The sequence below is a fragment of the Mycobacterium sp. NGS59 genome (assembly GCF_059812345.1).
Window position 1 is genome coordinate 87456 of the sequence record NZ_JCALCN010000006.1, and the last position, 26078, is coordinate 113533.

The 26078-nt window shown below is 68.6% G+C and carries 22 protein-coding genes; 15 read left to right on the plus strand and 7 right to left on the minus strand.

The window, feature by feature from the left end:
* Positions 1 to 34: 34 nt before the first annotated feature.
* The 3 genes from murJ to AC5Y46_RS09490 are packed head-to-tail and all read right to left on the minus strand — an operon-like array spanning position 35 to position 6794.
* Complete coding sequence (gene murJ / locus AC5Y46_RS09480) at positions 35 to 3679, minus strand: murein biosynthesis integral membrane protein MurJ (RefSeq protein ID WP_499943022.1); 3645 nt, start codon at positions 3677 to 3679, stop codon at positions 35 to 37.
* Entirely contained in the window at positions 3676 to 6063 is a 2388-nt protein-coding gene (locus AC5Y46_RS09485) for a DUF6049 family protein (protein ID WP_499943023.1), read from the minus strand. Before AC5Y46_RS09485 ends, murJ begins: the two co-directional genes overlap by 4 nt.
* A complete protein-coding gene (locus AC5Y46_RS09490) occupies positions 6060 to 6794 on the minus strand; it encodes an NUDIX hydrolase (protein WP_499990849.1) in 735 nt (244 codons plus the stop codon). Before AC5Y46_RS09490 ends, AC5Y46_RS09485 begins: the two co-directional genes overlap by 4 nt.
* A 322-nt stretch (positions 6795 to 7116) precedes the next feature.
* On the opposite strand from AC5Y46_RS09490, the gene AC5Y46_RS09495 reads away from it, so the two are divergent.
* The 12 genes from AC5Y46_RS09495 (at position 7117) to eccA (ending at position 19106) form a co-directional block, all read left to right on the plus strand.
* Entirely contained in the window at positions 7117 to 8556 is a 1440-nt protein-coding gene (locus AC5Y46_RS09495; protein WP_499990850.1) for a CCA tRNA nucleotidyltransferase, read from the plus strand.
* 42 nt (positions 8557 to 8598) lie between these two features.
* On the plus strand, positions 8599 to 8832 hold the full coding sequence (locus AC5Y46_RS09500; protein WP_499990851.1) for a type II toxin-antitoxin system Phd/YefM family antitoxin: 234 nt from the start codon (positions 8599 to 8601) through the stop codon (positions 8830 to 8832).
* Positions 8829 to 9230, plus strand: coding sequence for a type II toxin-antitoxin system VapC family toxin (locus tag AC5Y46_RS09505; protein WP_499990852.1), 402 nt, complete (start codon positions 8829 to 8831; stop codon positions 9228 to 9230). Before AC5Y46_RS09500 ends, AC5Y46_RS09505 begins: the two co-directional genes overlap by 4 nt.
* 45 nt (positions 9231 to 9275) lie before the next feature.
* Entirely contained in the window at positions 9276 to 9785 is a 510-nt protein-coding gene (locus AC5Y46_RS09510; protein WP_499990854.1) for a pullulanase, read from the plus strand.
* Positions 9786 to 9983: 198 nt separating this feature from the next.
* Entirely contained in the window at positions 9984 to 10310 is a 327-nt protein-coding gene (locus AC5Y46_RS09515) for a WXG100 family type VII secretion target (protein WP_499943029.1), read from the plus strand.
* Positions 10311 to 10367: 57 nt separating this feature from the next.
* Positions 10368 to 10658: a WXG100 family type VII secretion target gene (locus AC5Y46_RS09520; RefSeq protein WP_499943030.1), complete on the plus strand. Its 291-nt coding sequence runs from the start codon at positions 10368 to 10370 to the stop codon at positions 10656 to 10658.
* Positions 10659 to 10720: 62 nt separating this feature from the next.
* Positions 10721 to 11554, plus strand: a complete 834-nt coding sequence (locus AC5Y46_RS09525) for an ESX secretion-associated protein EspG (RefSeq protein WP_499990856.1) — start codon at positions 10721 to 10723, stop codon at positions 11552 to 11554.
* 35 nt (positions 11555 to 11589) lie between these two features.
* Positions 11590 to 12603 carry a MinD/ParA family ATP-binding protein gene (locus AC5Y46_RS09530; RefSeq protein ID WP_499943032.1) on the plus strand — a complete coding sequence of 338 codons (1014 nt, stop codon included), beginning with the start codon at positions 11590 to 11592 and terminating at the stop codon, positions 12601 to 12603.
* The gene (eccD, locus tag AC5Y46_RS09535) at positions 12603 to 14084 is read left to right on the plus strand and encodes a type VII secretion integral membrane protein EccD (RefSeq protein WP_499943033.1); all 1482 of its coding nucleotides are present in this window, start codon (positions 12603 to 12605) and stop codon (positions 14082 to 14084) included. The genes AC5Y46_RS09530 and eccD overlap by 1 nt, the downstream gene beginning before the upstream one ends.
* Positions 14081 to 15727 carry a type VII secretion-associated serine protease mycosin gene (gene mycP / locus AC5Y46_RS09540; protein WP_499943034.1) on the plus strand — a complete coding sequence of 549 codons (1647 nt, stop codon included), beginning with the start codon at positions 14081 to 14083 and terminating at the stop codon, positions 15725 to 15727. Before eccD ends, mycP (AC5Y46_RS09540) begins: the two co-directional genes overlap by 4 nt.
* The gene (gene eccE, locus AC5Y46_RS09545; RefSeq protein WP_499943035.1) at positions 15724 to 17262 is read left to right on the plus strand and encodes a type VII secretion protein EccE; all 1539 of its coding nucleotides are present in this window, start codon (positions 15724 to 15726) and stop codon (positions 17260 to 17262) included. Before mycP (AC5Y46_RS09540) ends, eccE (AC5Y46_RS09545) begins: the two co-directional genes overlap by 4 nt.
* Complete coding sequence (eccA, locus tag AC5Y46_RS09550; RefSeq protein WP_499943036.1) at positions 17259 to 19106, plus strand: type VII secretion AAA-ATPase EccA; 1848 nt, start codon at positions 17259 to 17261, stop codon at positions 19104 to 19106. Before eccE (AC5Y46_RS09545) ends, eccA begins: the two co-directional genes overlap by 4 nt.
* A gap of 11 nt (positions 19107 to 19117) precedes the next feature.
* Here the strand turns inward: eccA and AC5Y46_RS09555 are convergent, their stop codons facing one another.
* The 4 genes from AC5Y46_RS09555 to AC5Y46_RS09570 all read right to left on the minus strand — a co-directional run bounded on the left by AC5Y46_RS09555 (position 19118) and on the right by AC5Y46_RS09570 (position 21625).
* Positions 19118 to 19510, minus strand: a complete 393-nt coding sequence (locus AC5Y46_RS09555; protein WP_499943037.1) for a type II toxin-antitoxin system VapC family toxin — start codon at positions 19508 to 19510, stop codon at positions 19118 to 19120.
* Complete coding sequence (locus tag AC5Y46_RS09560) at positions 19507 to 19776, minus strand: type II toxin-antitoxin system VapB family antitoxin (protein WP_499943038.1); 270 nt, start codon at positions 19774 to 19776, stop codon at positions 19507 to 19509. The genes AC5Y46_RS09555 and AC5Y46_RS09560 overlap by 4 nt, the downstream gene beginning before the upstream one ends.
* 32 nt (positions 19777 to 19808) lie before the next feature.
* Positions 19809 to 20984 (minus strand): thiolase family protein, encoded by a 1176-nt coding sequence (locus tag AC5Y46_RS09565; protein ID WP_499990859.1) that lies wholly within the window; start codon positions 20982 to 20984, stop codon positions 19809 to 19811.
* 302 nt (positions 20985 to 21286) lie between these two features.
* Positions 21287 to 21625, minus strand: a complete 339-nt coding sequence (locus tag AC5Y46_RS09570; protein WP_499990861.1) for a hypothetical protein — start codon at positions 21623 to 21625, stop codon at positions 21287 to 21289.
* 229 nt (positions 21626 to 21854) lie between these two features.
* Between AC5Y46_RS09570 and mycP (AC5Y46_RS09575) the strand changes: the two genes are divergently transcribed.
* The 3 genes from mycP (AC5Y46_RS09575) (at position 21855) to espB (ending at position 26076) form a co-directional block, all read left to right on the plus strand.
* Positions 21855 to 23207 (plus strand): type VII secretion-associated serine protease mycosin, encoded by a 1353-nt coding sequence (mycP, locus tag AC5Y46_RS09575; protein ID WP_499990863.1) that lies wholly within the window; start codon positions 21855 to 21857, stop codon positions 23205 to 23207.
* A complete protein-coding gene (gene eccE / locus AC5Y46_RS09580) occupies positions 23204 to 24592 on the plus strand; it encodes a type VII secretion protein EccE (protein WP_499943042.1) in 1389 nt (462 codons plus the stop codon). The genes mycP (AC5Y46_RS09575) and eccE (AC5Y46_RS09580) overlap by 4 nt, the downstream gene beginning before the upstream one ends.
* A gap of 80 nt (positions 24593 to 24672) precedes the next feature.
* Complete coding sequence (espB, locus tag AC5Y46_RS09585; RefSeq protein ID WP_499943043.1) at positions 24673 to 26076, plus strand: EspB family ESX-1 secretion system-associated protein; 1404 nt, start codon at positions 24673 to 24675, stop codon at positions 26074 to 26076.
* Positions 26077 to 26078 lie beyond the last annotated feature (2 nt).

Consider the following 26078-nt stretch of genomic DNA (forward strand, 5'->3'; position numbering starts at 1 on the left):
CCGGAACGTAGCCGAACGGCGGCGGCCGGGCACTTCAGGAAGCGGCTTGGATGGTGATTTCGGAGATCGCGGCCTGGTTCTTGCCGTCGGTGGTGCCCAGCGTGGAGATCCACACCAGCAGGTTCGAGGTCGGGGCGGACGCCTTGACCTGAATGGTGTTGTGGCCGGGCTTGAGTGCGGTGGCCGGCGTCAACACGGTGGTGTCGCTGAGCTTCGACGGGTTCGGCGAGGCCGAGGAGCGGATCTCGACCTTCGTCCCGGTGCTGGAGATGTCGATCGTCACGGTGCCGACGACGGTGGGTTTGGGTAGCTGCAGCAGCAATCCGACCCCGTTCTTGAAGTTGGGGAACGGCACCGAGTCGGTGTACGGGTCGGTCTGCCACGAGGTGGCCGGATTGCCGTCGATCGCGTTCCCGGCGTCGGCGGCGGCGTCGGCGTCACCTTCGGGGGAGAAAACGGTCGCCTTGGTGGGTTTGACGGTGCTGCCCGACGGTGCGGCAGGGCCGGGGGATTCCGAAGCCGACGAGGACGACGGGTTGTTCAGCCCGAGCTGATCGCCCTTGAGCCCGCTGCCGACGTCGCCGAAGATCTTGCTCACCACCGACGCCAGCACCAGCAGCGCGACCAGCAGCACCGCCGCACCGGCGCCCAGCCCGATCAGCAGGTTGCGGCGGCGGCGGGAGTAGACTTCGCCGCCGCGCTCGGCTGCGGCGCGGCGCGGGGAGGTGGGCGCGGGCACATCGTCGATCGGACTGATCACCTCGGTGCGGTCGGCGACCGCGGTGGCCTGTTGAAGTAGGTTCAAAAGCGTTGAGGCGCTTCGTATTCCGCCGTCCTCCTGGACCGAGCGCACGGCGACGGCGGAAATCTGGAACGGGATGTCACGGTCGACGACGGTCGGTTCGACGGGCTGGCCGCCGGCGTCGCGTTCGGCTGGGGCCAACCCGCTGCGCACCCCGGTCTCCGGCAGCGGCCACCGGTTGACCAGCAGGGCATACAGGGCGGCGCCTATCCCGCGGATATCGTCCTGCGGGTTGGCGTCGGGCATGGTGGCCGGGTAGGCCAGCACCACGTCGCCGTCGATGCTGACCCGCACCCGGCTCGGGTGGTCCAAGGACAGCGCGACACCGGCGCGGTGCGCGGCGTCGGCGGCGGCCGCCAGCGACTGCATCGCCCGGATCGCGCCGACCGGCGACGGCGAGGTGTCCGCGACTTCCTGTAGGGAGCCCCCGCGGATCCACTCGGCGACCACCAGGCCGCCGGTTTTGGTGTGGACGACGTCCAGGACGCGGGCGATGCCCGGCTTGTCGATCCGGCTCAGCCGCAGCGTGCGCGACAGGATTTCCTGCAGCACCTCGTCGGGCAGCGCACCCTCGGGATCGACGAACGTGAGCGCGACCTGGCGGTCCAGGGCGGTGTCCAGCGCCTGCCAGAAATGCAGCGGCGGTATGCCGCCGTGCGAGATCAGCAGGCGGTAGCGGCCGTTGGCGATCCGCCCCCCGGGCACCAGGTGGGAGTCGTCCTGCGGCGCCGCCGGTTCGGGTCCGCGCTCTCGGGGCGCGTCGAACGGGATCGGCCCCCGCGTCTCGGCAGGCGGGCCACCGTTGACCTGGTCGCGCGGTGCACTGCGGTCGTGACCCGGCGGAATGTCGGGCTGGAAGTCGTCGGCTCGCGGCGGCTGTTCTTGACCGGCCTTCGAGGTGGGCGAGGCACCGGCCGAGGCGCTGTCCGAAGTGCGGTCGGTCACCCCCAGTCCTTTCGCCAGGCCGGCCCCGCCAGGTCTGCGCCGGATGGGTTCCGGGACCGCATTTCCCCTCGGCAGGGACGGATTTCTTTGCTCAGGGTACGTGACCGGCGGGCGCTCGGACGACACCGTCGCCTTGGCCGGCGGCGGCTGAGGCCCGGGACGTCCCAGCCGGCGCCGAATCAGATCGAGGGCGGCGCGGGCCTCCGGGATCCGGGCGCCGAGCATCACCGCGGCCAGGATCGGCACCATGATGGCCGCCAGGGCGAACAGGCGCAGCAGCGACGCCATGCCGCCGTGCGCGGTCAGCCGGTCCAGTCCCAGCAGCCGGTCGGCGACGTGGGCGATCAGCCCGGCCAGCAGCGATGCCGAAATCGTCACCAGGATGGTCCGCACTTCGGCCAGGCCGATCAGCCGGCCGCCCTTCGGCCGCAGGCTGCGGCGCAGCAACAGGTGACCGACCAGCGCCCCGGCGAGGAAGCCGAGGCCGTTGGCGGTTCCGAGATACCCGGCGACCAGTTGCGGGTTGCTGGTCAGATGCGGTACGGAGAGCGAGCCCGCGATCTTGACCGCGGTGATGACGACAATGATGACGATCGGCGTCCACGGTTGCTCGCGGGCGTAGAACACCCGCAGCTGCAGCAGCACCAACGCGTAGGGGATCAGCGTGAACGCCGACAGCGCGATCGCGGCGCCCAGGTAACCGGCGTCGACCTGACCGAAATGCCCATAGGCGAACAGTGCGCTGCCCATCGCCGAGCCGCCGACGGTCATGAACGCGACCGCGGGAATGAGGGTGATCATGGTCAGCCGGGTCGCCAACGACAGGTCGGCCAGCACCGCCGGGATGTCGTCGGCGGCGGCGTTGCGGCTCAGCCGCGGCATCACCACCGTCAGCACCGTCACGCCGATCATGCCGAACGGCAGCATCAGCACCAGCCAGGTGTAGTTGTAGATCGCCGGACCGGAGGCGGCCGAGGTGCTGGCGATCTGGTTGCCGACGACCAGCCCGAGCTGGCTGATCAGCACGTAGAGCACCATCGCGGCGGCCATGGTGCCGAAGCGTTTGAGCCGCTCGTCGATTCCCCACAGCGGGCGCAGGCTGATGCGCTGGCGCCGGATCGCCACCAGCAACACCGCGGTCTGCGCGAACACCCCCAGGCTGGTGCCGACGCCCAGGACCAACAGCTTGGCGTTGCCCATCTCGACGGGGTCGACGGACAGCTCACCGGGGACCAGCAGGTAGACACCCAAGGTGGCGATCGCGACGACATTGTTGACGACGGGCGCCCAGGCCGGTGGCCCGAAGATGTTGCGGGTGTTCAGGATCGCCATGAACACCGACGACAGGCCGTAGACCAGCACCTGAGGCAGCAGCAGGTAGGCGAACGCGGTGGTGAGGGATTCGTTGACCTCGGGATTGCGGCCCAGCATCAGTCGGACCAGGAGCGGCGCGGCCAGTACCGACAGCGCGGTGGCCAACAGCAGCAAGGTGGTGGCCAGGGTGACCAGCCGCCGCATGAAGGCCGCGCCGCCGTCGGGGTCGTCCTGCTCGGCGCGGGCCAGCACCGGCACGAAGATCGCGGTGAACGTCGCCTCCAAGACGAGCGCGGCGACCAGGTTGGGCAGCTGATTGGCGACCGAGAAGGAACTGGACAGGGCCGCACCCAGGATCGCGGCCAACAGCACGATCCGGGCGAAACCGGTAAGACGGCTGATCAGCGTCGCGAACGCCATCCCCCAGGACCGCTTCACCAGCGCGGCGTCGGAAAGTTCGGGTCGACGGCGCGGCTGTCCGGCGGGTGGTTGCTGCGGGGTCCAGCCGGGGCGGGGCGGCAGGCCGGGCGGCGGCACGGGAGACCGGGGCTGGGAGAGCGGCGGACGCTGCGACGGCCGGTGCGGCCGTGGTTGCACCCGCCGGGGTGCGGGGTTCATACGCGATGCTCTTCGTGAGCCCGACGTTCGGTTGCCCGGTGCTGCTCGACGGACCGGCCGTGGGCGGGCGGATCGGGCCGATCCAGGTCGGCGCGGTCGGGCTGGCCGCGGAAGCGGTGCCACAACCGCCGTCCGGCCAACGCCACCAGCACCGCCGCCGCGGTGAGGGTGATCGCGAACAGCACCTTGCCGTAGGCGTTGGAGTGCACCGACAACCGCACCGGCTCGCCGAGCGCCGCTCCGTCCGGGGTGCGCAGTCCGACGTCGACGGCCACCCGCTGGGTGAAGTTGACTTCGACCGGCACGCGCAGCGGCAGATATCCGGGCGGCAGTTCGATTTGCCCCACGTCGGTGACCGTCATGCCGGGCGGGGCGTCGACCTGCAATCGCACCCGGACCGGCACCGCGAGTCCGTTGTGCAGCGCCAACGGCAGCGGACTGTGCTCGGTGGCCAGCGTGTAGGAGCCGCTGGGGTTGACGATCGTCACCGCGCCGAAGAAGTCGTTGATCGTGGTGCCCACCACCGCCAACCGCTGTTGGGCCAAGCCGTTGCGGGTGTCGGGCGGCATCGACTGGCTCAACGAGCGCAGCATGTCCTCGCGCAGCGGCGCGGTGTACTGCTCCCCGGTGAGTCCGGTGCGGTCGTCGGTCATCATCGCCGAGGTCAGTTTGGACAGCCGGCCGACCTGTCCGGCGATCTGCGCGGTGACCTCGTCGCTGAAGCGGCCCCGCGCCGAGTTGTAGGCACCGGGTAGCTGCGGTGGCTCGGTGTGCGCCGCGGCCTCGGCGACCAGCGCCGGCAGCGGGCGCGGCACGGCCAGCCCGGAATGGACGGCGGTGGCCAGCGCGGTCAGGATCAGCTGCGCGTCGTCGCCTTGCAGCGTCCACGACGCCGGTGGCACCAGGATCTGGGTGCGCGGCGCGGCGTCGGGGGACAAGCCGCGCCACAGCATCGCGCCCAGCGCGTCCTGGCGGCGTGCGGTGACCGAGTCGTGGTTGATGCGCACCGCCAGCGACGGGTCCAGGTAGGTGGGCATCACCGGGTTGGTGCCGGCCGCGGCCAGCGCGGCGCCGATGGCCGGGTCGAACGGTGCCGTCACCACCCGGGTGGACAGCCGCCGCGGTGTGATCTCGGCGCTGCCGGTCGCGGTGGCGGCGTCCTGCGGCGGGAAGTCCGCGGCCGCTACCGCGACGGTGCTGTCGTTGGCGTCGAGCAGGCTGACCGCGCGGCTGGTGAGTGGGCCGTCGGGCAGCACGGTGGCGCCCCGGACCGAAGCGACGTCCAGGATGCGGTCGACGATGTCGCCGGTGCTGACTGTGGCGGTGGTGTTGAGGCTGGGATTGTTGACCCGCGCCAGGGCGTCCAGGTCGGCCTGGGCGTAGGGCAACGGCACCACACAGGTGCGGTGCGCCAACGCGCGCAACCGGTTCAGCCACAGGTTCGCCGGGGTCTGGCCGGTGCCCGGATGCGTCGGTTTGCCCGGCTGTTGGGCCGGGCCGTCGGGTGAATTGGACACCACGTAGCCCGCGGTCATCGCGTTGACGGTGACGAGCAGGTCGGGATCGACGGCCAAGCACAACGCGCGCCCCACCGCGCCGTCGGGATCGATGTCGCGGCTGGTCGCCAGCTCGGCCGCGGACAGCAGGGTGTCCAGCCGTCCCCCGGGGGCCAGCGACCCGGCCAGCTCGTCGTCGACCAGGCGTACCGGGATGGTGCCGCCGGGCACGCCGGGAGCCAGCCGGGGGCGGTCGGCCAACGGCCACAGCATGGTCATCCACACCGGCTTGCCGGTTTCGGGTGCCACGGCCGCGGCGATGTCACCGGCCTTGTCGGGCGGAACACCCACCACTGGCAACAGGAACCGGGCATTGTCCAGGCGCGCCGGCGCGCCGTAGTCGGGTGTCCCGTTGACGTTGACCAGCACGGGGAAGATGCCGGGCTTGTCGATTTCCAGCGACGGACCGGTCAGCGACCGCAGCGGGGCGGACAGGCTGAATCCGGCCTGCTGCCCGCGCTGCAGTTCGGGGGAGACCGTGAGGAAGTCGGCGGCCGGCTCGTACTGGTCGGTGTTGCCGTCCAGGGAGGTGCGCAGCGCGGACGAGGAGGTGACGGCGCCGGCGTGCTCGAGCCGGACCATCACGTCGTGCACCGGCCGGTCACCGATGTTGGTCACCATGCCGCTGACGGTGACGACGGGATCGCTGGAGGTGGTCACGATGTCCGGGGTCACCTGGTCGATGCGTACCTGCACGAACGGGGTCGGGGCGGGTTCACCGGCATTGGCGGGCGGGGGAGCGGTGAGCGCCATGCCGAATCCGGCCACGATGCCCGTCACCGCGGCGAGACGCACCAACTTGGCCCACCGAAGTCGTGGCGCGATCACGGCCCCTGCCCGTGACCGTTCTTCCGGCCCGGAGCGGAGTCGTTGGCGTGACGGGTGCGCGAGTGTGTCTGCGGGCGTCTGCGCGGCGAGCTCGGCGGCAGCGGCGGCAGCGCCTCCTCGCCGTCGCTCTGCAGCTTGCCGATCAGTTCGTCGGCGACCTCGGCCAGTTTGCGTTCGTCGGCGTAGGCGAGCCGGGACGGCAGCTCGTGAATGGGCACCCACGCCACCTCGGCGACCTCCAGGTCTTCGTCGGAGAGCTCTCCGCCCAGGAACCGCATCAGATAGTGGTGCACGGTCTTGTGCACCCGGCGGCCGTCGGTGACGAACCAGTAGTCGATGCGTCCCAGGGCGGCCAACACGCTGCCCCGGATACCCGTCTCCTCGGCAACTTCACGGATCGCGGTCTGCTCGGCGGTTTCGCCGAGCTCGATGTGCCCCTTGGGCAGCGACCACAACATCCGGCCGCGACGATCGACCCGACCGATCAGTGCGGCAACCTGCTCGTCACGCGGGCCGTCGATTCCGTCGATGACCAGGCCTCCGGCCGAGGTCTCGTGCACGGTACGCATCCGGTCGGGGCCGCGCCGGACGCGGCGCTTGGCCGCGGTCGCCGGGCTGGGCGCGGCGTCGGCCGCTGGGGTGTCCGCGGTGTTCTCGGCCGGACGCGGGCCGCCACGACCGCGACGCCGGCCCCGGCGCCTGCGCGGTCTGGCCTGTTCGCCCTCCGACATTCAAGCGATATTAGCTGGCCGACGTGGGTGTTCTGGACTCACTCGCCGTCCGGGGGGCCGGGTCGTTGCCGGTCGGGGATGGCCCTCTTCGTGACGTGGGCCACTCGCATCAGGTGCTGCCGGCCCGGCAATGAGTGTGAACCCACGGTTTTGCGGGTGAGTCCAGGGCGAAGATTCGGCGATTTTTCCGCCCTGGTTACACCCGCAAAGCCGTCATTGCACTCCACGCTGCACGACGGCCCGTCGACCCCGACTGGTTGGATTGTCGGACTCCTCACGGGCCGGCCCGGCCCGCATCGTCGTCCGACTAGGCTGACCGAACGTGGCCGAACCCGCCCAGGATGCCGAACTGCTGACCGCGGCCGCGGTCGCGCTGCACCAGCACGCCGCGGTGCTCGGCGAACTGGGCTCCGCGTTCGGCAGCGCCGGTCACCAGCTGTACCTGGTCGGCGGTTCGGTACGCGACGCACTGCTGGGCCGGTTGAGCCCGGATCTGGACTTCACCACCGATGCCCGGCCCGAACAGATACAGAAGATCGTGCGGCCACTGGCCGATGCGCTGTGGGACACCGGCATCGAGTTCGGCACTGTCGGGGTGGGCAAAGGCGAGCACCGACTCGAGATCACCACCTTCCGCGCCGACACCTACGACCAAGTGTCACGCAATCCGGAGGTGCAATTCGGCGATCGCCTGGAAGACGACCTGGTGCGCCGCGACTTCACCGTCAACGCCATGGCAGTTCGTGTCACGCCGACGGGTGCGGGAGAGTTCCTCGATCCGCTCAACGGACTGGCAGCGCTGCGCGCCCGAGTGCTGGACACCCCGTCGTCCCCGGAGATCTCCTTCGGCGACGACCCGCTGCGGATGCTGCGCGCCGCCCGGTTCGTCTCCCAGCTCGGGTTCACCGTCGCGCCGCGGGTGCTGGCGGCCATCGAGGAGATGGCGCCGCAGCTGGCGCGGATCAGCGCCGAGCGGGTGGCCGCGGAACTGGACAAGATGCTGCTCGGCGCGCATCCGGTCGCCGGGATCGAGCTGCTGGTGCAGTCCGGGATGGGTGCGGTGGTACTGCCCGAGATCGGCGGCATGCAGATGGCCATCGACGAGCACCACCAGCACAAGGACGTCTACCAGCATTCGCTGACCGTGCTGCGCCAGGCCATCGAACTTGAAGACGACGGCCCCGACCTGGTGCTGCGCTGGGCCGCGCTGCTGCACGACATCGGCAAGCCGGCCACCCGCCGGCATGAAGCCAACGGCGGCGTGAGCTTCCACCACCACGAGGTGGTCGGCGCCAAGATGGTCCGCAAGCGGATGCGGGCGCTGAAGTACTCCAAGCAGATGGTCGAGGACGTGTCGCAGCTGGTGTTCCTGCACCTGCGGTTCCACGGCTACGGCGAGGGAAAGTGGACCGATTCGGCGGTGCGCCGCTACGTCACCGACGCCGGTCCGCTGCTGCCGCGGCTGCACAAGCTGGTGCGCGCGGACTGCACCACCCGCAACAAGCGCCGGGCCGCCCGGCTGCGCGCGTCGTACGACCGGCTCGAGGAGCGCATCGCCGAGCTGGCCGCCCAGGAGGACCTGGACCGGGTGCGCCCGGACCTGGACGGCAACGAGATCATGCGGCTGCTCGACATCCCGGCCGGCCCGCAGGTGGGGGAGGCGTGGCGGTTCCTCAAGGAGCTGCGGCTGGACCGCGGGCCGCTGTCCAACGACGAGGCGACCGAGGAACTGCTGTCCTGGTGGAAGGCGCGCCAGCACTAATCGGACTAGTCGTACTAGTCCGATCTCGATATCGTGGCCCGTATGAAGACCGTCTCCAGCACGGAGGCCAAAGCGCGCCTCAACGCGCTTTTGAGTGAAGTGCAGCGCACGGGCGTGTCTGTCACGATCACCAGCCATGGCCGACCGGTCGCTGTCTTGTCCCCGGTGAATCCGGTGCCGCGGAAGTTCGGTCAACTGCCCATGCTCGAGGTGCCGGACAACTTCGATGATCCGTTGCCAGAGTCCGAAATCGCCCGGTGGGAAGGAAGCTTGTGATCGCTGCGGTGCGTGTTCTGCTGGACACTCACGTGCTGCTGCGGCTACTCAGCGCGCCCCAGAGGGTCAAAAGTTCGACCCGAGAGCTCCTGCGCGATCCCCAAACAGAGGTGCTGATCTCCGCCGCGTCGGCATGGGAGATTGCGATCAAGACGCGGGCGGGCCGTCTGGCCGGCCAAGTGCTGCTGTCAGCTTGGAACGACGTCGTCTCGGATCTGCGAGCCACCGAGCTGGCCATCGGGGCCGATGACGCAATCTTGGCCGGGGGGTTGTCCTGGGATCACCAAGATCCGTTTGATCGGGTGCTCGTTTCCCAAGCCATCCGGCGGAATCTGGCCATCGTGACGGTCGACCGCCAAATTCTGCGCTCAGCACTCGCCCCCACGATCGAAGCCTGACCAAATCGAGGGAACCGCCCGCGCCGACCTTGCGTCGAAACCATCGTGGAGTACTGCCTGAGCGGTGACGACGGCGCCGCCGCGATCTGGAATCGCCCGCCGGATCTCGACCTCGACGGCGACGGCCTGTTCGACGCACTCGGACTGGATCTGGACGGCGACGGAATGCGCGACGACGCGCTGGTGGATCTCGACGGTGACGGTATCGCCGACCACGCCGTACTGGACGTCGACAACGACGGCACGCCGGAAAGCTATTTCGTCGACGACGGAACCGGCACCTGGGCGGTCGCCGTCGACCGTGGCGGCCAGCTGCGATGGTTCGGACTCGACGGCGTCGAACACACCGGTGGCCCGCTGGTCGACTTCGACGGGCAGGGCCAGCCCGATGACCGACTCTTCGATTCCGACGGCGACGGCCTGGCCGACCAGGTGCTGTGCACCGGCCCGTCCGGCGTCACCGGATACGTCGACACCGACGGCGACGGCCGCTGGAATGTCCGGCTCACCGACACCGACGGCGACGGCACCGCCGACGGCGCGGGCACCCTTTAATTTCAATGCCTGTGAGCACAGCTAACTATTCTCGGCATATGCCCGCCGTTTGACACAAGGTCCATTCTGGTGTGCACTAAACAGCCTGTTCCGCCCGCATAATGCCTGGCAACGGGTGAAGTGACAGCCGGGGGCAGCTGGTCTAGTTTTACGCAGACCCTGGCTCGGCGAGTCCAAATAATTGAGGGAGACGTAAATATGGCAAACGCAACAGTTGTCACTCCAGAGTTACTGCGCAGCACGCAGCAGCGTATCGAAGCGCGATTGCAGGAGGCGGCCGCGATCGCCAACCAGTACCTGAGCGGGCACGAGAACATCATCAGCGGCACGGGCTGGGCCGGCGACGCCGGCAACACCTCGTTGAACACCGCGGGTCAGATCCACCACGACCTGCAACAGATCATGACGGGCGGTCAGCGGTTGGCGCACGGCCTGGGCCAAGCGGCAGTTCTGATGGAAAACCACGAAGCCGACGCGGCGCACAACCTCAACGGCGTGTTCGGCGGAGGGACCCAAGCGGTCTAGGCAATTCGTCCGACGAGTCCAATCCGCTGACCATTCTCGAGTAAGGAACCAACCGTCATGGCAGATCACATTGTCTACAACCACGGCGCCGTCATCGGCTTCGCCGGTGAAGTCGGGTCGCAGGCCGCCCAACTGATGGAAATCCACAGCGACGTCCTGAACCTCACCCAGGCGCTGGGCGACTTCTTCCAAGGGCACGGCGCCACCGCCTTCTTCGATGCCCAGCAGCAAATGCTGCACGGGCTGGAGGACATGATCCAGACCGTCAGCCGCCACGCCCACACCGTCCACAGCGTCGACGAGATGGCCCAGGCAACCGACGCCCAGATGGGCAATTTGTTCACCTAGCCACATTGATCGGCCCGGGGCGCATGCGATGCGTGCGCCCCGGGCCTATATCAAGGAACACCGTGTTAACCACCACCCTCGACGGTCTCTGGGCCCTGCAGGTGCTCACCGGCATCGAGACCATCGCCCCCGAGCTGGGGCTGCGACCCCACCTGCCCAGCGTGGAATCCCGGCTGCTGGCACTGCAACACCCCGTCACGGCCGAGTTGCGCGACGTCGGGGTGATCGACCAGACGGGCGCGGTGGACAGCGCCGTCGTCGAATGGCTGACCGTGTTGTCCCGGCGCGACATCGCGTTGTTCATCCAGATCCGCACGCCCGATCAGGACGAACCCGCAACCGCGCTACTGGCCCGGTTCGCCCAGTGGTGGGTCGTCATCGAACGCTCCGCGGACCTGATCCGCATCAGCGGCGCCGGCACCGCCAGCGCGGAAGGGTCGGCGAGCGCGGTGCTCGAGGCACAGATCGAGCGGTTGTGCGGTCAGAACGCCCCGGCGGCGTTGCGGCCGGTCACCCTCGACGCGGACGCCTTGCGCGCGGCGTCCACCGACAGCGCTGCCCTGAACCGTTTCCTGACCGAACAGAAGCTCGAAGCAGATCAGCTGAAAGGCCTGACACTCGCCGCGGATCCGGACCAGTCCGCCCGGGCCTCGGTTGTGGCGATCCAGTCCGGGGTGGCCGGCGGCCGATCCGTGAGAACGCACATCGAGGCAAGCGCGGTGACGATCATCGATACCCCCGACGGGCGATTGCTCGCCGAAGAGGTCGAATCCGGCGGACGGAAGTGGATGATCATCGCGCCCGGGACGACGAGCAACATCGCCGCGGCGGTCAGCCAGATGGTGCGGCGGCTGCCGGCCGAGCAGGAATGGTTTTCGTACCGAAAAGTCGTGTGATCGAGAGGTATTACTCAAGTGTTAGTGGTGGCGTCGTGACGAATTCGTGGAACGCAACGTCGAATTCGGCGGAACAGGTCGGGGCACCCCCGGTGCGCTATCAGCATCAGGAGTCCGTCTCGGGCACTCTGCGAATCTCCGACATGGTGGCCCCGCGCCGAATCCCACCCGGATCGGGCTGGCGAAAGTTCTTGCACAACATCTCCTTTCGCACGATCAACCTCGGCGAGTCCCCGGCCGAACGGCACTACCGGGAACTGCAGGACCGGATCCGCCGGCACATTCGCAAGCAGTACGTGATCGGGGTCGTCTCGGGCAAGGGCGGCGTCGGTAAGACCACTATGACCGCGTGCATCGGCGGCGTCTTCCGGGAGTGCCGGCCCGACAACGTCGTCGCCATCGACGCCGCACCCGGATTCGGGACGCTGGCCGGCCGGATCGACGAATCCCCACCCGGTGACTACTCGGCGGTGCTGAACGACACCGACGTCCAGGGCTACGCCGACATCCGAGAGCACTTGGGGCAGAACAGCATCGGGCTCGACGTGTTGGCCGGCAACCGCGCCTCGGATCAACCGCGGCCGCTGGTTCCCTCGATGTTCACCGGCGTGCTGTCGCGGCTGCGCCGTACCCACACCGTGATCGTGGTGGACACCTCCGACGACCTCGAACACCCGGTGATGAAGGCGGTTCTGGACGCCTGCGACGCGTTGGTGTTCGTCTCGGGCCTGACCGCGGACACCTCGCTGCCGGTGACGCGCGCGATCGACCTGCTGCGGTCGATGGGTTACCACGAATTGGTGTCCCGAAGCACCGTCGTCCTCAACGACAGTCGCAACAAGTACGACCCGGACGCCCGCGCATACCTCACCGAACGGTTCAAACAATCCGGGGCGACGGTCGAATTCATGCCCTATGACCCCTATCTGGCCAAGGGCGGCATCATCGACACCCGGCACGAACTGAAGAAGAAGACGCGACTGCGCCTGTTCGAGATCGCCGCGGCACTGGCCGACAAGTACATTCCGGACGCCGACAGGCCGCGTTAATGGCAAAGGTTTCGTTTCCTGCCCGCTGTGCGGTCGCCGTCGTCTGCGGTGAGCACCTGCTCTCACAGGTGTACCCGGCCTCGGTTCCCATCGAGGTCTTCATCGACAACATCGTCGAACTGCTCAACGACGAACTCAAGCGCCGGGGTGTGCCCGGACTGGCAGCGGGCGTCGGATACGAACTGCACAAGGCCAACGGGGTGCGCCTCGACGTCACCAAGACCCTCGACGAACTCGGTGTGGAGGACGGCGCGACCCTGACGTTGGTGCCCGCCGTCGAGGGCGAGTCGTTCGAGCCGCAGTACGAGTCGCTGTCCACCGGCCTCGCGCGGGTCGGCAAGAGACTCTTCGAGCCGGTCACCGCACAGACCGCCGCGCACACCGCGCTGGCGATCGTGGCGATGGTCGCGCTCACGGTACTGGGATTGGCTGTGCGGCAACGCCTCTCGCAGGACTCGCTACTGCCCGCTGTCGTCACCGCCGGGACGGCAGTGGTGGTCGCAGGCGGCGCCGCGGCGGTGTGGCGTTGGTGGCCGCACCGCAGCGACATGCTCGACGGGTTGGGCTGGCTGGCGGTGCCGCTGCTCGCGGTGGCGCTGGGTAGCAGTGCACCGGGCAAGCTCGCTGCGCCGCATCTTTTCATCACCGCGTTGGCGACTGCGGTGTTGACGTGCGGAGTCGCCGCGGCGACCCAACGCCATGTCGACGCCGCAGCGGCCGTGGTGACCCTGAGCGCGGTCGGCGCCACGGTGTCGGCGGTCCGGATGTGGTGGCCGGTCCCGCCTCAGTGGCTGGGGATGTGCACCCTGGTGGCTTTGCTGCTGCTGCTGACCCTGGCGCCGACGATCGCGCTGTGGGTCGCCCGGATCCGGCCACCGCATTTCGGCTCGATCACCGGGCGAGACCTGTTTCGGCGCAGAGACGGGATGCCGGTCGACGCGGTCACCCCGGTAAGCGAAAGTGCCGAAGAGGACGTCGATCCCGACCCCACCCCGCGCGGTGCGCAGATCGCGACGGCGGCGATACGAGCCAACGATGTGCTCACCGGGATCTGTGTGGGGGCGGGCTCGACGCTGCCGTTCGCGGTGTGGGCGACCCTGATGCCCGGCCGCGACCGGGGCACGGCGGCCGCGGTGCTCGCCGGATTGTTCGTGACGATCTTCGTCAGCCGGGGCCGGGCCTTCGCCGACAAACGGCAGGCGGTCGCCCTGGTGGTCGGTGCCGCGGTCGCCACCTGCGTCGGGGTCGTCAAATACGTGGTGCACGAACCGGTGTCGTCCGGAGAAGCATTGGCCTCGGCGGCGGTGCTGCTGGCGGCCTTCGCCGGCGCCGGGCTGTTGGCGGCGCTGCTGGTGCCGATCACCAAGTTCACGCCCCTGGTGCGGATGGCCGCCGAATGGCTGGAGATCGTCGCGATCATCGCCGCCTTCCCGCTGGCTGCCTGGATCGGTGGCCTGTTCACCTGGGTGCGCATGCGATGAGTCAGCGAGCTAGCGCCGTCCGCCGACTCGGCGCGTTGACCCTGACTTTGTTCGTGTTGACCGTATTCATCAACCCTCTTGCCGCACAGGCGGTTCCACCTCCCGTGATCGATCCCGGACGGGTGCCGGCAGACGGCAGGCCGGGGCCGGACCAACCGATGCGGCAGAGCAACATGTGTGCTCGGACCATCACGGTGGCCGACCCGAACGTCTCGGTCACCGCCCCGGGCTTCACGATGCTCAATGTCAGCAAAGCCTGGCAGTACTCGACCGGCAACGGGGTTCCGGTGGCGATCATCGACACCGGCATCAATCCCAGTCCGCGGCTTCGGGTCGTCGCCGGCGGCGACTACATCATGAGCGGTGACGGGCTGATGGACTGCGATGCGCACGGGACCGTCGTCGCTTCGGTCATCGGCGCTGCGCCGCAAGGCAGTCCGATGCCGGCGCCGATGCCGAGCGCCCCAGCGTTTGCAGCTCCGGCCGGGCCGCCGGCAGTCGACTCCGCGCCGGCCCCGCCCGGGGGGCCGCCACCGCCACCGGCTGCACCGCCGCCGCCCACTCCCGTCACGGTCACCGAGACCAAACCGGTGCCTCCGCCGCCACCCCCGCCCGACGAACCTGCCAACGGGCCAGGAGATCCGGGCACCGGGAACACCGACGTCCCGGAGGTTCCCGGTCCAGCGCCTGGCGCCCCGGACGGGGTCGTGGGCGTCGCACCGCACGCGGTGGTCATCTCCATCCGGCAGTCGTCGCGCGCCTACGAACCGGTGAACCCCGGACCCGGGGACTCGGAGGTGCGCAAGAAGGCGGGTTCGATCGCGACGTTGGCTCGGGCCATCGTGCACGCCGCCAACATGGGCGCCAAGGTCGTCAATATCAGTGTGACGTCGTGCGTTTCGGCGGCCGATCCGATGGACCAGGCCGCTCTCGGCGCCGCCGTCTGGTACGCAGCCACCGTCAAGGACGCGCTGATCGTCGCCGCGGCGGGCAACGACAGCGAGGACGGTTGTGCACAGAACCCGTCGTTCGATCCGTTGAGCGTGTCAGACCCGCGGGACTGGCATCAGGTCAAGACCGTCTCCTCACCGTCGTGGTTTTCCGACTACGTGTTATCGGTTGGGGCCGTGGACAATACGGGCGCACCGATCAGCAAGAGCCTGGCCGGTCCGTGGGTCGCGGCCGCGGCCCCCGGCGTCGGCATCATGGGGTTGTCCCCGCAGACCGGGGGTCCGGTCAACGCCTACCCGCCGATCCGTGCGGGGGAGAAGAACATGCCCATCTGGGGCACCAGCTTCTCGGCGGCATATGTCAGCGGCGTCGCGGCGTTGGTGCGGGCGAAATACCCCGCCTTGTCCGCGCACCAGATCGTCAACCGCATCATCCAGACGGCACATCACCCGCCGCGGGGGGTCGACAATCAAGTCGGATACGGCGTCGTGGACCCAGTGGCCGCACTGACGTTCGATGTGCCTGCCGGAGACAGGCTTCCGTCCCCGGCGCACAGCCGGATCGTCACCCCCGCGGCACCTGCACCGCCGCCCGACCACGGCGCTCGCGATGTCGCGCTGATCTTCGCCGCCGCGGTGATCGTCGGGGTCGCGGCGGTGGCACTGATCGCGCGGGTACGGCGCGAGCGATGACCGCGACGACCAAACTGAGCATCGTCGTCGGCGTCTTCGCCGCCGCTGTCGCCGGACTCGCCGTCGACGGATATCGCGGCGCCGCAGCCGGTTTGCTGATCGGGGTCGCGGTCAGCGTCGTTCGGTGGCGGGGTCGGACCGCCTGCTCGTGGCTCCTGCTGTGGTGGCGGCGAAACCGGCCGATTCGTTGGACCCCGCCGCGCACGGTGGCCAATGACCGCGCCGGCGGCGGGGTCCGATTTCAGGACGGCGTGGCGGTCGCAGCGATCCAACTCCTGGGCAAGGCGCACGTCCCGACGCTGTTCACCGGTTCGACTTCGACTCACACCGAGAACGCGCTCGACATCGCCTCATTGCAACCGCTGTTGCGGCAAAGCCTTGGGCTGTCGGTTGATTCGCTGAGCATAGTCAGCACGGGTGCCCGGCGGCGCAGCACCGGAGACTATCCCAGGGTCTACGACACGCTGATCGGCACGCCGCCATACGCCGGGCAGCGCGAAACGTGGGTGATCGTGCGGATCGCCGCGCTTGCCAATGTGGAAGCGCTGCAGCACCGTTGCTCGATCGGAACCGCGACACTGGCCGCCGCGCAGCGGATCAGCGCGGCGATGCGTCAACAGGGGATACGGGCGAGGGTGGCCACCGCCACCGACATCGCCGAGTTGGAACGCAGACTGGGCCGGTCGGGCCTGGAAGTGCCGAATCGCCGCTGGCATTCGGTGCGCGGCGACGGCGGGTGGCTGACCACCTACTGGTATCGCCCCGCCGAGATCACCGCGGCGGCGCTGTCGCAGGCATGGTCACTGCGCGCCGACCAAATCACCCAGAACATCACCCTTTTCGGGGACGGCAGCGCCGCGGCCACCCTGACGGTATGCAGCGCCCAACCCCCGACCGCTCCACCGAGCACCATGCTGCAGACACTGCCGGGCGAGCAGGCCGACGCCGTCGCAGCCAACCTATGTGGCCCGCTGCCGGTGTTGGGTGGGATCCGCCGCGGCCGCTTGACGCATCCGCTCGTCGTCCCGATAGGTCCATCGGGAGTGCTGCTGGGCAAGGCCGGCGCCGGAAACCGGATGGCGTTCCCGCTGAGCGATCCCGGTGAGTTCAGCCGGGTGCACATCGCGGCCGACGATGTGCTGGCCAAGCGGATCGTGGTGCGGCTGGCCGGGGCCGGTGAACGGGTCACGGTACACACTCGCGACGTCGAACGGTGGGCCAGCGTTCGAATGCCCGATGTCGCAGTCACCGATTCGGTCAAACCGATAGCCGGCACCACCGTCAGTGTCGTGGACGGCACCGTCACGCCCGCGCCCCGCCCCAATACCGTTGTCTCCGTGGGCGAACCGGACGCGCCGCACCGCGGGACCGCCGACGTACTGATCACCCAGAAAGGTCAGGCGACGGTTGAGGTGGTGACCGGTAGTCGAACGCACACCGTCGAGATCGAACTGTTCCGCGCCGAGAACCGCTACGTGTCGACCGAACCGACCAGCCTGCGAAGTGGCGAACTCGAGCTGGCGGAATCGCCATGACCAGCGCCACCAGCACAGCCGCCGCACGCAAACGGTTCGATCAGGCGATGACGTTGCTGGACAACGACGTTGCCGCCGCGAGAACCCGGTTTTTGGAAGCCACCGACATCGATCCGTCGATGGCCGACGCGTGGCTCGGCCGGATCGCCGCCGGTGACGAAGCGTTGTCGACCGTAGAGCAGCTGTACACGTTCGGTTCGCGACTGCACCGGGAGACGAACCGGCTCGGTGTGAGGCTTTCCGCGCCGATCAAAGCAGGTCCGTATCTGTCGATCTCGGTGACCGAGGCATCGCATGCCGGTTTGGCATTGGCGAGCGCGCTCGTCGACGACCGGCAGTACGGCAAAGCCGAGGCGCTGCTGGCGGATTCGTCGTTGCTCGATACCTGGGAAAACCATCAATGGCAGCAGCACATCGAGGCCTATCTGATGTTCGCCACGCAACGCTGGCCGGACGTGATCTCCGTCGCGGCGGCCATCCTGCCGCCGCAGGCCATCATCATGTCGGCCGTGACGGCAGCGACCTGCGCCCTGGCCGCGCACGCCGCGGCACACCTGGGCCAGGCGCGGGTCGCGCTGGATTGGGCCGACCGGGTCGAGGTGCACGGCAGCGGCGGCCAGGCGAGCCCGTCGCAGACGCGACGCCGCCTCACCGCAGCCGCGATAGACTCCGCCGAGTTCCCGTTGATAGCAGCGGATTTGGCCTATATCCGGGGGATGGCGCACCGTCAGCTCGGCGACGAGCATGAGGCGCAGGTGTGGCTGTCCAAGGCGGCGATCAACGGCGCGCTGATGGAGTCGGCCAAGCGCGCACTGGCCGACACCGGTCTGCAACTGGTTGTCACCGACGAGGAAGCGATCGGGACCCGGACGGATAAATGGGACGTCAAGACCCAGCGATCGGTCCAGCAGCGCACCGAAGCCGAACACGCCGAGCGGCGTAACGAGCTGCTGGTGCAGGGTCGGGCGCTGCTGGACAACCAGGTGGGGTTGGCCGAAGTCAAGCGCGCGGTGGCCGAGCTGGAGGACCAGATCGAGGTGCGCGCGCTGCGGCTGGCGGCCGGGCTGCCGGTGGCCAACCAAACCAATCACATGCTGCTGGTCGGACCTCCCGGTACCGGAAAGACCACTACCGCTGCAGCTTTGGGCAAGATCTACGCCGGTCTCGGCATCGTGCGCCACCCCGAGATCATCGAAGTCAAGCGGGCGGACTTCTGCGGCGAGCACATCGGGGCGTCCGGACCCAAAACCAACGAGCTGATCAACCGGTCGCTGGGCCGCATTCTGTTCATGGACGAGTTCTACTCGTTGGTGGAGCGTCATCAGGACGGCCGCCCGGACATGATCGGCATGGAAGCCGTCAACCAGTTGCTGGTCGCGCTGGAAGTCCACCGGTTCGACTTCTGCTTCGTCGGCGCGGGATATGAGAAAGAGGTCGATGAGTTCCTCACGGTGAACCCGGGTTTGGCCGGCCGATTCAATCGCAAGCTGCGCTTCGAGTCGTACTCTCCTGACGAGCTGGTTGAGATCGCGGTGCGCTACGGCGGTCCGCGCGCCACCATCATCGAGGCGGATGCCGCCGACGCGCTGAACGCCGCGTGCGCGACGCTGCGCGCTTATCGCGCCGCCGACGGCACGCACGGCATCGACGTGATGCACAACGGGCGCTTCGCGCGCAACGTCGTCGAGCGCGCCGAGCGGCTGCGGGATTCGCGGGTGGCCGCACAGCACCGCAGCGCCAAGGGTTCGGTGACGGTCGAGGATCTGCAGGTGCTGCGGTCCCAGGACGTGATCACGGCGGTGCGTGACGCGTGCGCGGAAAAGCATGTGCCGCTGGAACTTTGAGGGCGGGCAGATCAGCAGGCAGAACGAATGTCGGTGTGGGTGAAATCGTCGCCGCGAAACAGCAGCGGTTCGCCGGTCACATGAGCCAATGCGTAGCTGTAGGTGTCTCCGAGGTTGAGCCGAGCGGGATGCCCGCTGCCGCGGCCGTAGTCGCGGTAGGCCTGCGCGGCGACGCGGGCCTGTTCCCGATCGAAGGCCTCGACCCGGATTCCATAGGCGTCCAGCAACCTGTCGACCAACCGGCCGATCTCGGGCCGGTCCCGGCGCTGCATGACGGCGCACAGCTCCACGTAACTGGGTGCGGACATCCGGGAATCGGTCGAGCGCACGAGCGCCGCCTTGAGCGCGTCGGTGTCGGGTTCGCCAAGCGCGATGGCGACGATCGCCGACGTATCGACAATCACCGCGGCAGACCGGCCTCGTCGTACATCTCAGTCTCGCGTTTACCGATCGCGCGCTTGTCCTTCTTGCTCAGCAGCCTGGCGAACTCGCGGAGTACCTCGTCAGCGGCGGACTGACGAGCGGTAGCACGCGCCTGGTCCTCGTGGTCGAGCGCTTCGAGGCGGCGTGCGACCGCATCCTCGATGGCCGCCGTCTGGTTGGTGCCAGTGCGCCGCGCGAGTTCACGTACCAGCGCGACGGTGCGTTCACTCTTGATGTTCAGGCCCATGGTAGAAGGCTACCCATGGGAGGGTAGACGAGCTACACCTCGACGACGACCGCCCCGCCCTGCCCGCCGCCGGCGCACATCGCGGCAACGCCGATACCGCCGCCGCGCCGGGCCAATTCGTAGGTCAGGGTCGTGACCATCCGCGCCCCGGACGCGGCGATCGGGTGGCCCAGGCTGCAGCCGCTGCCGGAGAAGTTCACCTTCTCCTCGTCGATGCCGTACTCGCGGCACGCGGCGATGGGCACCGAGGCGAACGCCTCGTTGATCTCCCACAGCGCGACGTCCTGCGCCGACAGACCGGCCCGCTGCAGCACCTTGCCGATCACCTTGACCGCGCCCAGCCCACAGTCGCGCGGGGGCACACCGGCGGCGGCCCAGGCCCGCACCTTGCCCATCACGTTCAATCCCTCGGCGCTGGCGTAGTCGGCGTCGACCAGCGCGACCGCCGCCGCCGCGTCGTTGGTGCCGCTGCTGTTGCCGGCGGTGATCGAGAAGCCCTCGATCTCCGGGTGCAGCACCTTGAGCCCGGCCAGCTTCTCCACGGTGGTGTCGCGGCGCGGGTGCTCGTCGACGGAGAAGTCGACCACGGACCCGTCGTGCACGGTGATCTTCAGCGGCAGGATCTCGTCGGCGAACTTGCCGGCGTCCTGCGCGGCGACGGCACGCTGGTGCGAGCGGGCCGCCCACGCGTCCATCTCCTCGCGGGTGATACCGACCGACTGCGCGGTGTTCCAGCCGACGGTGATCGACATGTCCTTGGCCGGTGCGTCCGGGGTTTCGACGTGGGTGGGCGGCATCCACCGCTCCTCGAACTTCAGCTCCGGGCCCGGGATGCGCCAGTTGGTCAGCGGCGTCATCGACAGTGACTGCACACCGCCGGCGATCAGCACCCGCTCCATGCCCGAACCGATCTGCGCGGCCGCGTTGCCGATCGCGGTCAAGCTGCCGGCGCAGTGCCGGTTCACCGATTGGCCGGGCACGTGCTCCAGACCGGTGGCCGTCGCCGCGTACCGCGCCAAATCGCCACCGCCGTAATGGGATTCGGCGAAGATGATGTCGTCGATGTGCGCTGGGTCGACGCCGGAGCGGCGGACCACTTCGGGCAGTACCGCGGTGATCAGCGTTTCGGGCGGGGTGTTGACGAGCGTGCCCTTGAAGGACCGGCCGATCGCCGTCCGTACGGCGCCAACGATTACGGGTGTGCCCATCTTCGAACCTCGCATTTTCTGGTGGGGAGTCGGGGCAATCGTAGCAAGTACCGTATTTACAATAGTGGTGAGCTATGTAACGCAGTCCGGGTGCGGTCCGCGGGCAAGCGACGACCTCATTGGACCTCAACCCCGCCTGCGAGCGCGGCGGGGGCGCCACCTCCCACGAGAAGTTCTTTGCCCGCCAGAACACCGAGGGCCTCGCCGTGGGGCTGCCGCTCGTTGATCCGGATTCTTCCGCTGCCGAGCGGGCGGGACCGGCACACGTTCGGTCGTGGGACGAAAGACGTTGTCGGCGTCCACTATTGATGAGGCGGGGAGTGGTGACCGTCTGGCCAGGAATGGTTCTGCGGATCTGCCGAACGACGACGGTAGGCGCGGACCATCCACACCAAACCGACGATCAGCGAGACGGGACCGAGACCGAGCATGAACCAGGCTTTCTGGTGTTTGTTGTCAAGCTGCTCGTCAAACGAACGCAGGGTGATACTGCCGTTGCGACTGACTATCCGACAGGTATCACCGTTGCGCATCGCCTTGCCGTGGCACGTCACCGAGTCGTCGGCGATAGAAGTGACGCCCATGATCAGCATGGAAAGGCCGACGACGACCAACAGACCTGCCAGCACCAGGTTCCGCATGTTCGAACGGTACCGCCGTGTCACCGGTGAAATTGATTCCGCACGGGAGCCGGGAAGCACGATGCCGTTCGAACTTTGAGCGCCCGTCGGTCATTGCAGGCTTCGCCGCGGTGGTGACGGTGATACAGCCGCTACGAACCCCGACGCGAATAGCGCCGTTTACGCACCGCTTACGTCTAAACTGCTCGCAGATCGACTCGGCAAACTCAATGAACGGAGTGATTCGGCGGTGCACCGGATCTTGCTGATGACGGTGGCGCTGGCTTTGATAACGGCACCGTTGACCGCGCCGCCCGCATTGGCAATCACTCCGCCGCCGATCGATCCGGGAGCGCTGCCGCCCGACGTGACGGGCCCCGACCAGCCGACTGAACAGCGCGTCCAGTGCTCGGCGCCGACGGTCCTGCCGGACTCCACCTTCCACGACCCGCCGTGGAGCAACGCCTACATCGGGGTCAGCGAAGCCCACAAGTTCGCCACCGGAGCCGGTGTGACGGTCGCCGTCATCGACACCGGCGTCGACGCCTCGCCGCGGGTCCCCGCCGAACCGGGCGGTGATTTCGTCGACGCGGCCGGTAACGGGCTGTCCGACTGCGATGCGCACGGCACGTTGACAGCGGCCATCATCGGCGGCCGTCCCGCTCCCACCGACGGATATGTCGGTGTCGCGCCCGACGCGCGTCTGCTCTCGCTACGCCAGACCTCGGAAGCCTTCGAGCCTGTCGGCTCCCAACCCAATCCGAACGACCCCAACTCCACCCCGGCGGCCGGATCCATCCGCAGTCTGGCCCGGGCGGTCGTGCACGCCGCCAATCTCGGGGCCGGCGTCATCAACATCAGCGAGGCCGCCTGCTACAAGGTGACCAAGCCGATCGATGAGGCCAGCCTGGGCGCGGCGATCGACTACGCCGTCAACGTCAAGAACGTCGTGGTGGTCGTCGCGGCCGGCAACACCGGCGGCGACTGCGCGCAGAATCCGCCACCGGACGCGGCCAACCCCGCCGACCCGCGCGGCTGGAACAAGGTGCAGACCATCGTCACGCCCGCCTGGTACGGAGATTCGGTGATCACCGTGGGCGGAATCGGGCAAACCGGCGTGCCCAGCTCGTTTTCCATGCACGGACCGTGGGTGAACGTGGCGGCACCCGCGGAGAACATCATCTCGCTCGGCGACCAGGGCGAGCCGGCGAACGCGTTGCAGGGCAAGGAAGGCCCGGTTCCGATCGCGGGCACGTCGTTCGCCGCGGCCTACGTCTCCGGTTTGGCCGCACTGATCAGGCAACGCTTCCCGCAGCTGACTCCGGCGCAGGTGATGAACCGCATCCAGGCCACGGCGCGCCACCCGGGCGGGGGAACCGACAACCTGGTCGGGGACGGCGTGGTCAACGCCGTCGCGGCATTGACGTGGGACATCGCGCCCGGGCCGGCGCAGATCCGGTATGACGTCCGACGGATGCCGCCGCCGGTGATGGAGTCGGGACCGGACCGTCGGCCGATCACCATGGTGGCGGTGGCCGTCGGGGGTCTGATGCTGGCGTTGGTCCTCGGCGCGCTGACGGCGAGGGCGCTGAGGCGCCGATGAGCAGCCCAATCCGGTTGCGGTTCAGCACCGGTCACACGTTGATCTGGGCGGTGTCGGCGCCGCTGGCGGTCCTGCTGTTCCTGCCGACGCGTTACTGGTGGGCGGGCATCGCGCTGGTCGCCGTCGGTGCCGTCGTCGCCTTCGTCACGTTCTACGGGCGGCGGATCACCGGGTGGGTGGCGACGGTGTTCGCCTGGCTGCGGCGCCGCCGCACACCGCCGGACGTGCCGTCGGAACCGGAGGTCGGCGCCACGGTGAAGCCGGGGGACCACGTGGCGGTGCGCTGGCGCCGAGACCACCTGATCGCGGTGATCGAACTCAACCCGCGGCCGTTCACGCCTACCGTCATCGTCGACGGGCAGGCCCACACCGACGACGTGCTGGACACCCGGCTGCTCGAGGAACTGCTGTCGGTGCACTGTCCCGACATGGAGGCCGATATCGTCTCGGCGGGCTTCCGGGTGGGCCGCACCGCCGCCCCGGACGTGGTGAACCTCTACCAGCAGGTGATCGGCGCCGACCCCGCCCCGGCCAACCGGCGGACCTGGATCATGCTGCGGGCTGACCCCGAGCAGACCCGGCGGTCCGCGCAGCGACGCGACGAGGGTGTCGCCGGCCTCGCCCGGTATCTGGTCGCCTCGGCGACCCGGGTCGCCGACGCGTTGGCCAGCCACGGCGTCGACGCCGTCTGCGGACGCAGCTTCGACGACTACGACCACGCCATCGACATCGGCTTCGCGCGCGAGAAGTGGTCGATGATCAAGGGTCGCGACTCCTACACCGCGGCCTATACCGCGCTCGGTGGCCCGGACCTGTGGTGGTCGGCCCGCGCCGACTACACCATCACCCGCGTCAGGATCGCTCCCGGCCTCGCGCCCCAGGCCACTGTCCTGCTCACCACCGCCGGCAAACCGAAAACCCCGCGCGGCTTCACGCGCTTGTTCGGCGGTCAGCGTCCGGCGCTGACCGGCCAGGATCTCGTCGCCAACCGGCACTGTCAGATCCCGATCGGGTCGGCGGGCATTCTGGTGGGCGAGACGGTCAACCGGTGTCCGGTGTACCTGCCCTTCGACGACGTCGACGTCAGCCTCAATCTTGGTGACGCACAAACCTTTACACAGTTCGTGGTGCGCTCGGCGGCGGCGGGGGCGGCCGTGACGGTCGGTGCGCACTTCGAGGAATTCGCCCGGCTGATCGGCGCGCAGGTGGGGCCGGTGGCCAAGGTGGCATGGCCGCAAGCGACCACCTACCTGGGCCCGCACCCCGGCGTCGACAAGGTGATCCTGCGTCACAATCTGGTCGGCACGCCGCGGCACCGCGAACTGCCGATCCGGCGGGTGTCGCCGCCCGAGGAAAGCCGGTTCCAACTGGCGCTACCGAAGTAGTTCTATCCGGCGAATATTGCTGCAGGCGGCCTCGGCTTTAGCGACGATAATGGTTAGAGCATCAAGGAGGACGATCCGAAATGACTCAGCCGCAGACAGTGACGGTGGATCAGCAGGAGATTTTGTCGCGGGCTGACGAAGTCGAGGCGCCGATGGCGCAGCCGCCGACCGACGTCCCGTTGAGCCCCTGCGGTCTGACGGCGGCCAAGAACGCCGCCGAGCAACTCAAGCTGTCCGCCGAGAACATGCGGGACTTTCTGACCGCCGGGGTGCGCGAACGTGCCCGGCTGGCGACGTCCCTGCGCAACGCCGCCAAGGCCTACGGCGACGTCGACGAGGAAGGCGCGGCCGCATTGGACAGTGACGGCGGCGAAGTGGCCGGGGAATCGGCCGGCGGCGTCGGCGGCGACAGTTCCGCAGGCCTGCAGGACACCCCACAGGTGGCCGCGGCCGGCGGCGACGGATTCACCGACCTCAAAACCGCGGCAACCAAACTCGAGTCGGGCGACCAAGGCGCATCGCTGGCGGCGTTCGCCGACGGCTGGAACCAGCTCAGCTTCGGATTGCAGGGAGACAGGAAGCGGTTCCGGGTCTTCCAGAACTGGGACGGCGACGCGGCCACCGCGTGCGAGGCGTCGCTGGACCAGCAACGAGTCTGGATCACCCACATGGCGGACCTGGCGACGTCGCTGGCCAAACAGGCGACTTACATTGCGCAACTGCAGGTGTGGGCACGCCGCGCGCACCCGACGTTGGCCGACATCACCAAACTCGAAGAGCTGTCGAAGGATCCGGCGTACAAGGACCAGGCCATCAAGCTCTACGCGGAGTACCAGACCAAGTCCGAGCAGGTGCTCAGCGACTACAACAGCAAGGCTCAGCTGGAAGCGGTGAACCCGCCGAAGCCGCCGGCCGCCATCAAGATCGACCCGCCACCGCCGCCCCAGACGCCGGGTTTGATTCCCACTCAGGTGATGCAGGCGGCGGCGATGGCCGGCGGCGGTTCGGGCTCGGGGATGCAGACTCCGATGATGCCGCCGATGGGTGCCGGCGCGGGTAGCGGCGGCGGTATGCCGTCGGGCATCGGCGCCGAGATCGGTTCGGCGGGTCGCGACGCGGCCGCGAGTCTGGGCAAAGACCTTGGCGTCAAACCGATGTCGCTGGGCGGCGGCGGTGGTGGCGGCGGGATGCCGTCGATGCCGCTGGCCGAGGCGGGCGGCGCCGGCACCGGCATCTCGAGTGAATCGATGCGACCGGCCGGCGTGGGTGACATCGGCGGACTCGGCCAAGCGGGCGCCGGCCGCGGCAGCGGCATGGGTGGCGGCGGCATGGGAATGCCGATGGGTGCCCACGGCCAGGGCGGTGGGGGATCCAAATCCAAAGGCGCACAACAGGATGACGAAGCCCTCTACACCGAAGACAGGGAGTGGACCGAAGCGATCATCGGTCAACGCCGCCGGCAAGACATGAAGGAGCCGAAGTGACC

Bases quoted from the DNA above. Each gene is read 5' to 3' on its own strand.
- AC5Y46_RS09520 (WP_499943030.1), top strand. From the start codon at position 10,368: ATGGCAGATCACATTGTCTACAACCACGGCGCCGTCATCGGCTTCGCC.
- eccD (WP_499943033.1), top strand. From the start codon at position 12,603: ATGGCAAAGGTTTCGTTTCCTGCCCGCTGTGCGGTCGCCGTCGTCTGC.
- AC5Y46_RS09565 (WP_499990859.1), bottom strand. From the start codon at position 20,984: ATGGGCACACCCGTAATCGTTGGCGCCGTACGGACGGCGATCGGCCGG.
- espB (WP_499943043.1), top strand. From the start codon at position 24,673: ATGACTCAGCCGCAGACAGTGACGGTGGATCAGCAGGAGATTTTGTCG.
- AC5Y46_RS09515 (WP_499943029.1), top strand. From the start codon at position 9,984: ATGGCAAACGCAACAGTTGTCACTCCAGAGTTACTGCGCAGCACGCAG.
- AC5Y46_RS09560 (WP_499943038.1), bottom strand. From the start codon at position 19,776: ATGGGCCTGAACATCAAGAGTGAACGCACCGTCGCGCTGGTACGTGAA.
- murJ (WP_499943022.1), bottom strand. From the start codon at position 3,679: ATGAACCCCGCACCCCGGCGGGTGCAACCACGGCCGCACCGGCCGTCG.
- eccE (WP_499943035.1), top strand. From the start codon at position 15,724: ATGACCGCGACGACCAAACTGAGCATCGTCGTCGGCGTCTTCGCCGCC.
- AC5Y46_RS09490 (WP_499990849.1), bottom strand. From the start codon at position 6,794: ATGTCGGAGGGCGAACAGGCCAGACCGCGCAGGCGCCGGGGCCGGCGT.
- mycP (WP_499943034.1), top strand. From the start codon at position 14,081: ATGAGTCAGCGAGCTAGCGCCGTCCGCCGACTCGGCGCGTTGACCCTG.
- AC5Y46_RS09500 (WP_499990851.1), top strand. From the start codon at position 8,599: ATGAAGACCGTCTCCAGCACGGAGGCCAAAGCGCGCCTCAACGCGCTT.
- eccA (WP_499943036.1), top strand. From the start codon at position 17,259: ATGACCAGCGCCACCAGCACAGCCGCCGCACGCAAACGGTTCGATCAG.
- AC5Y46_RS09570 (WP_499990861.1), bottom strand. From the start codon at position 21,625: ATGCGGAACCTGGTGCTGGCAGGTCTGTTGGTCGTCGTCGGCCTTTCC.
- eccE (WP_499943042.1), top strand. From the start codon at position 23,204: ATGAGCAGCCCAATCCGGTTGCGGTTCAGCACCGGTCACACGTTGATC.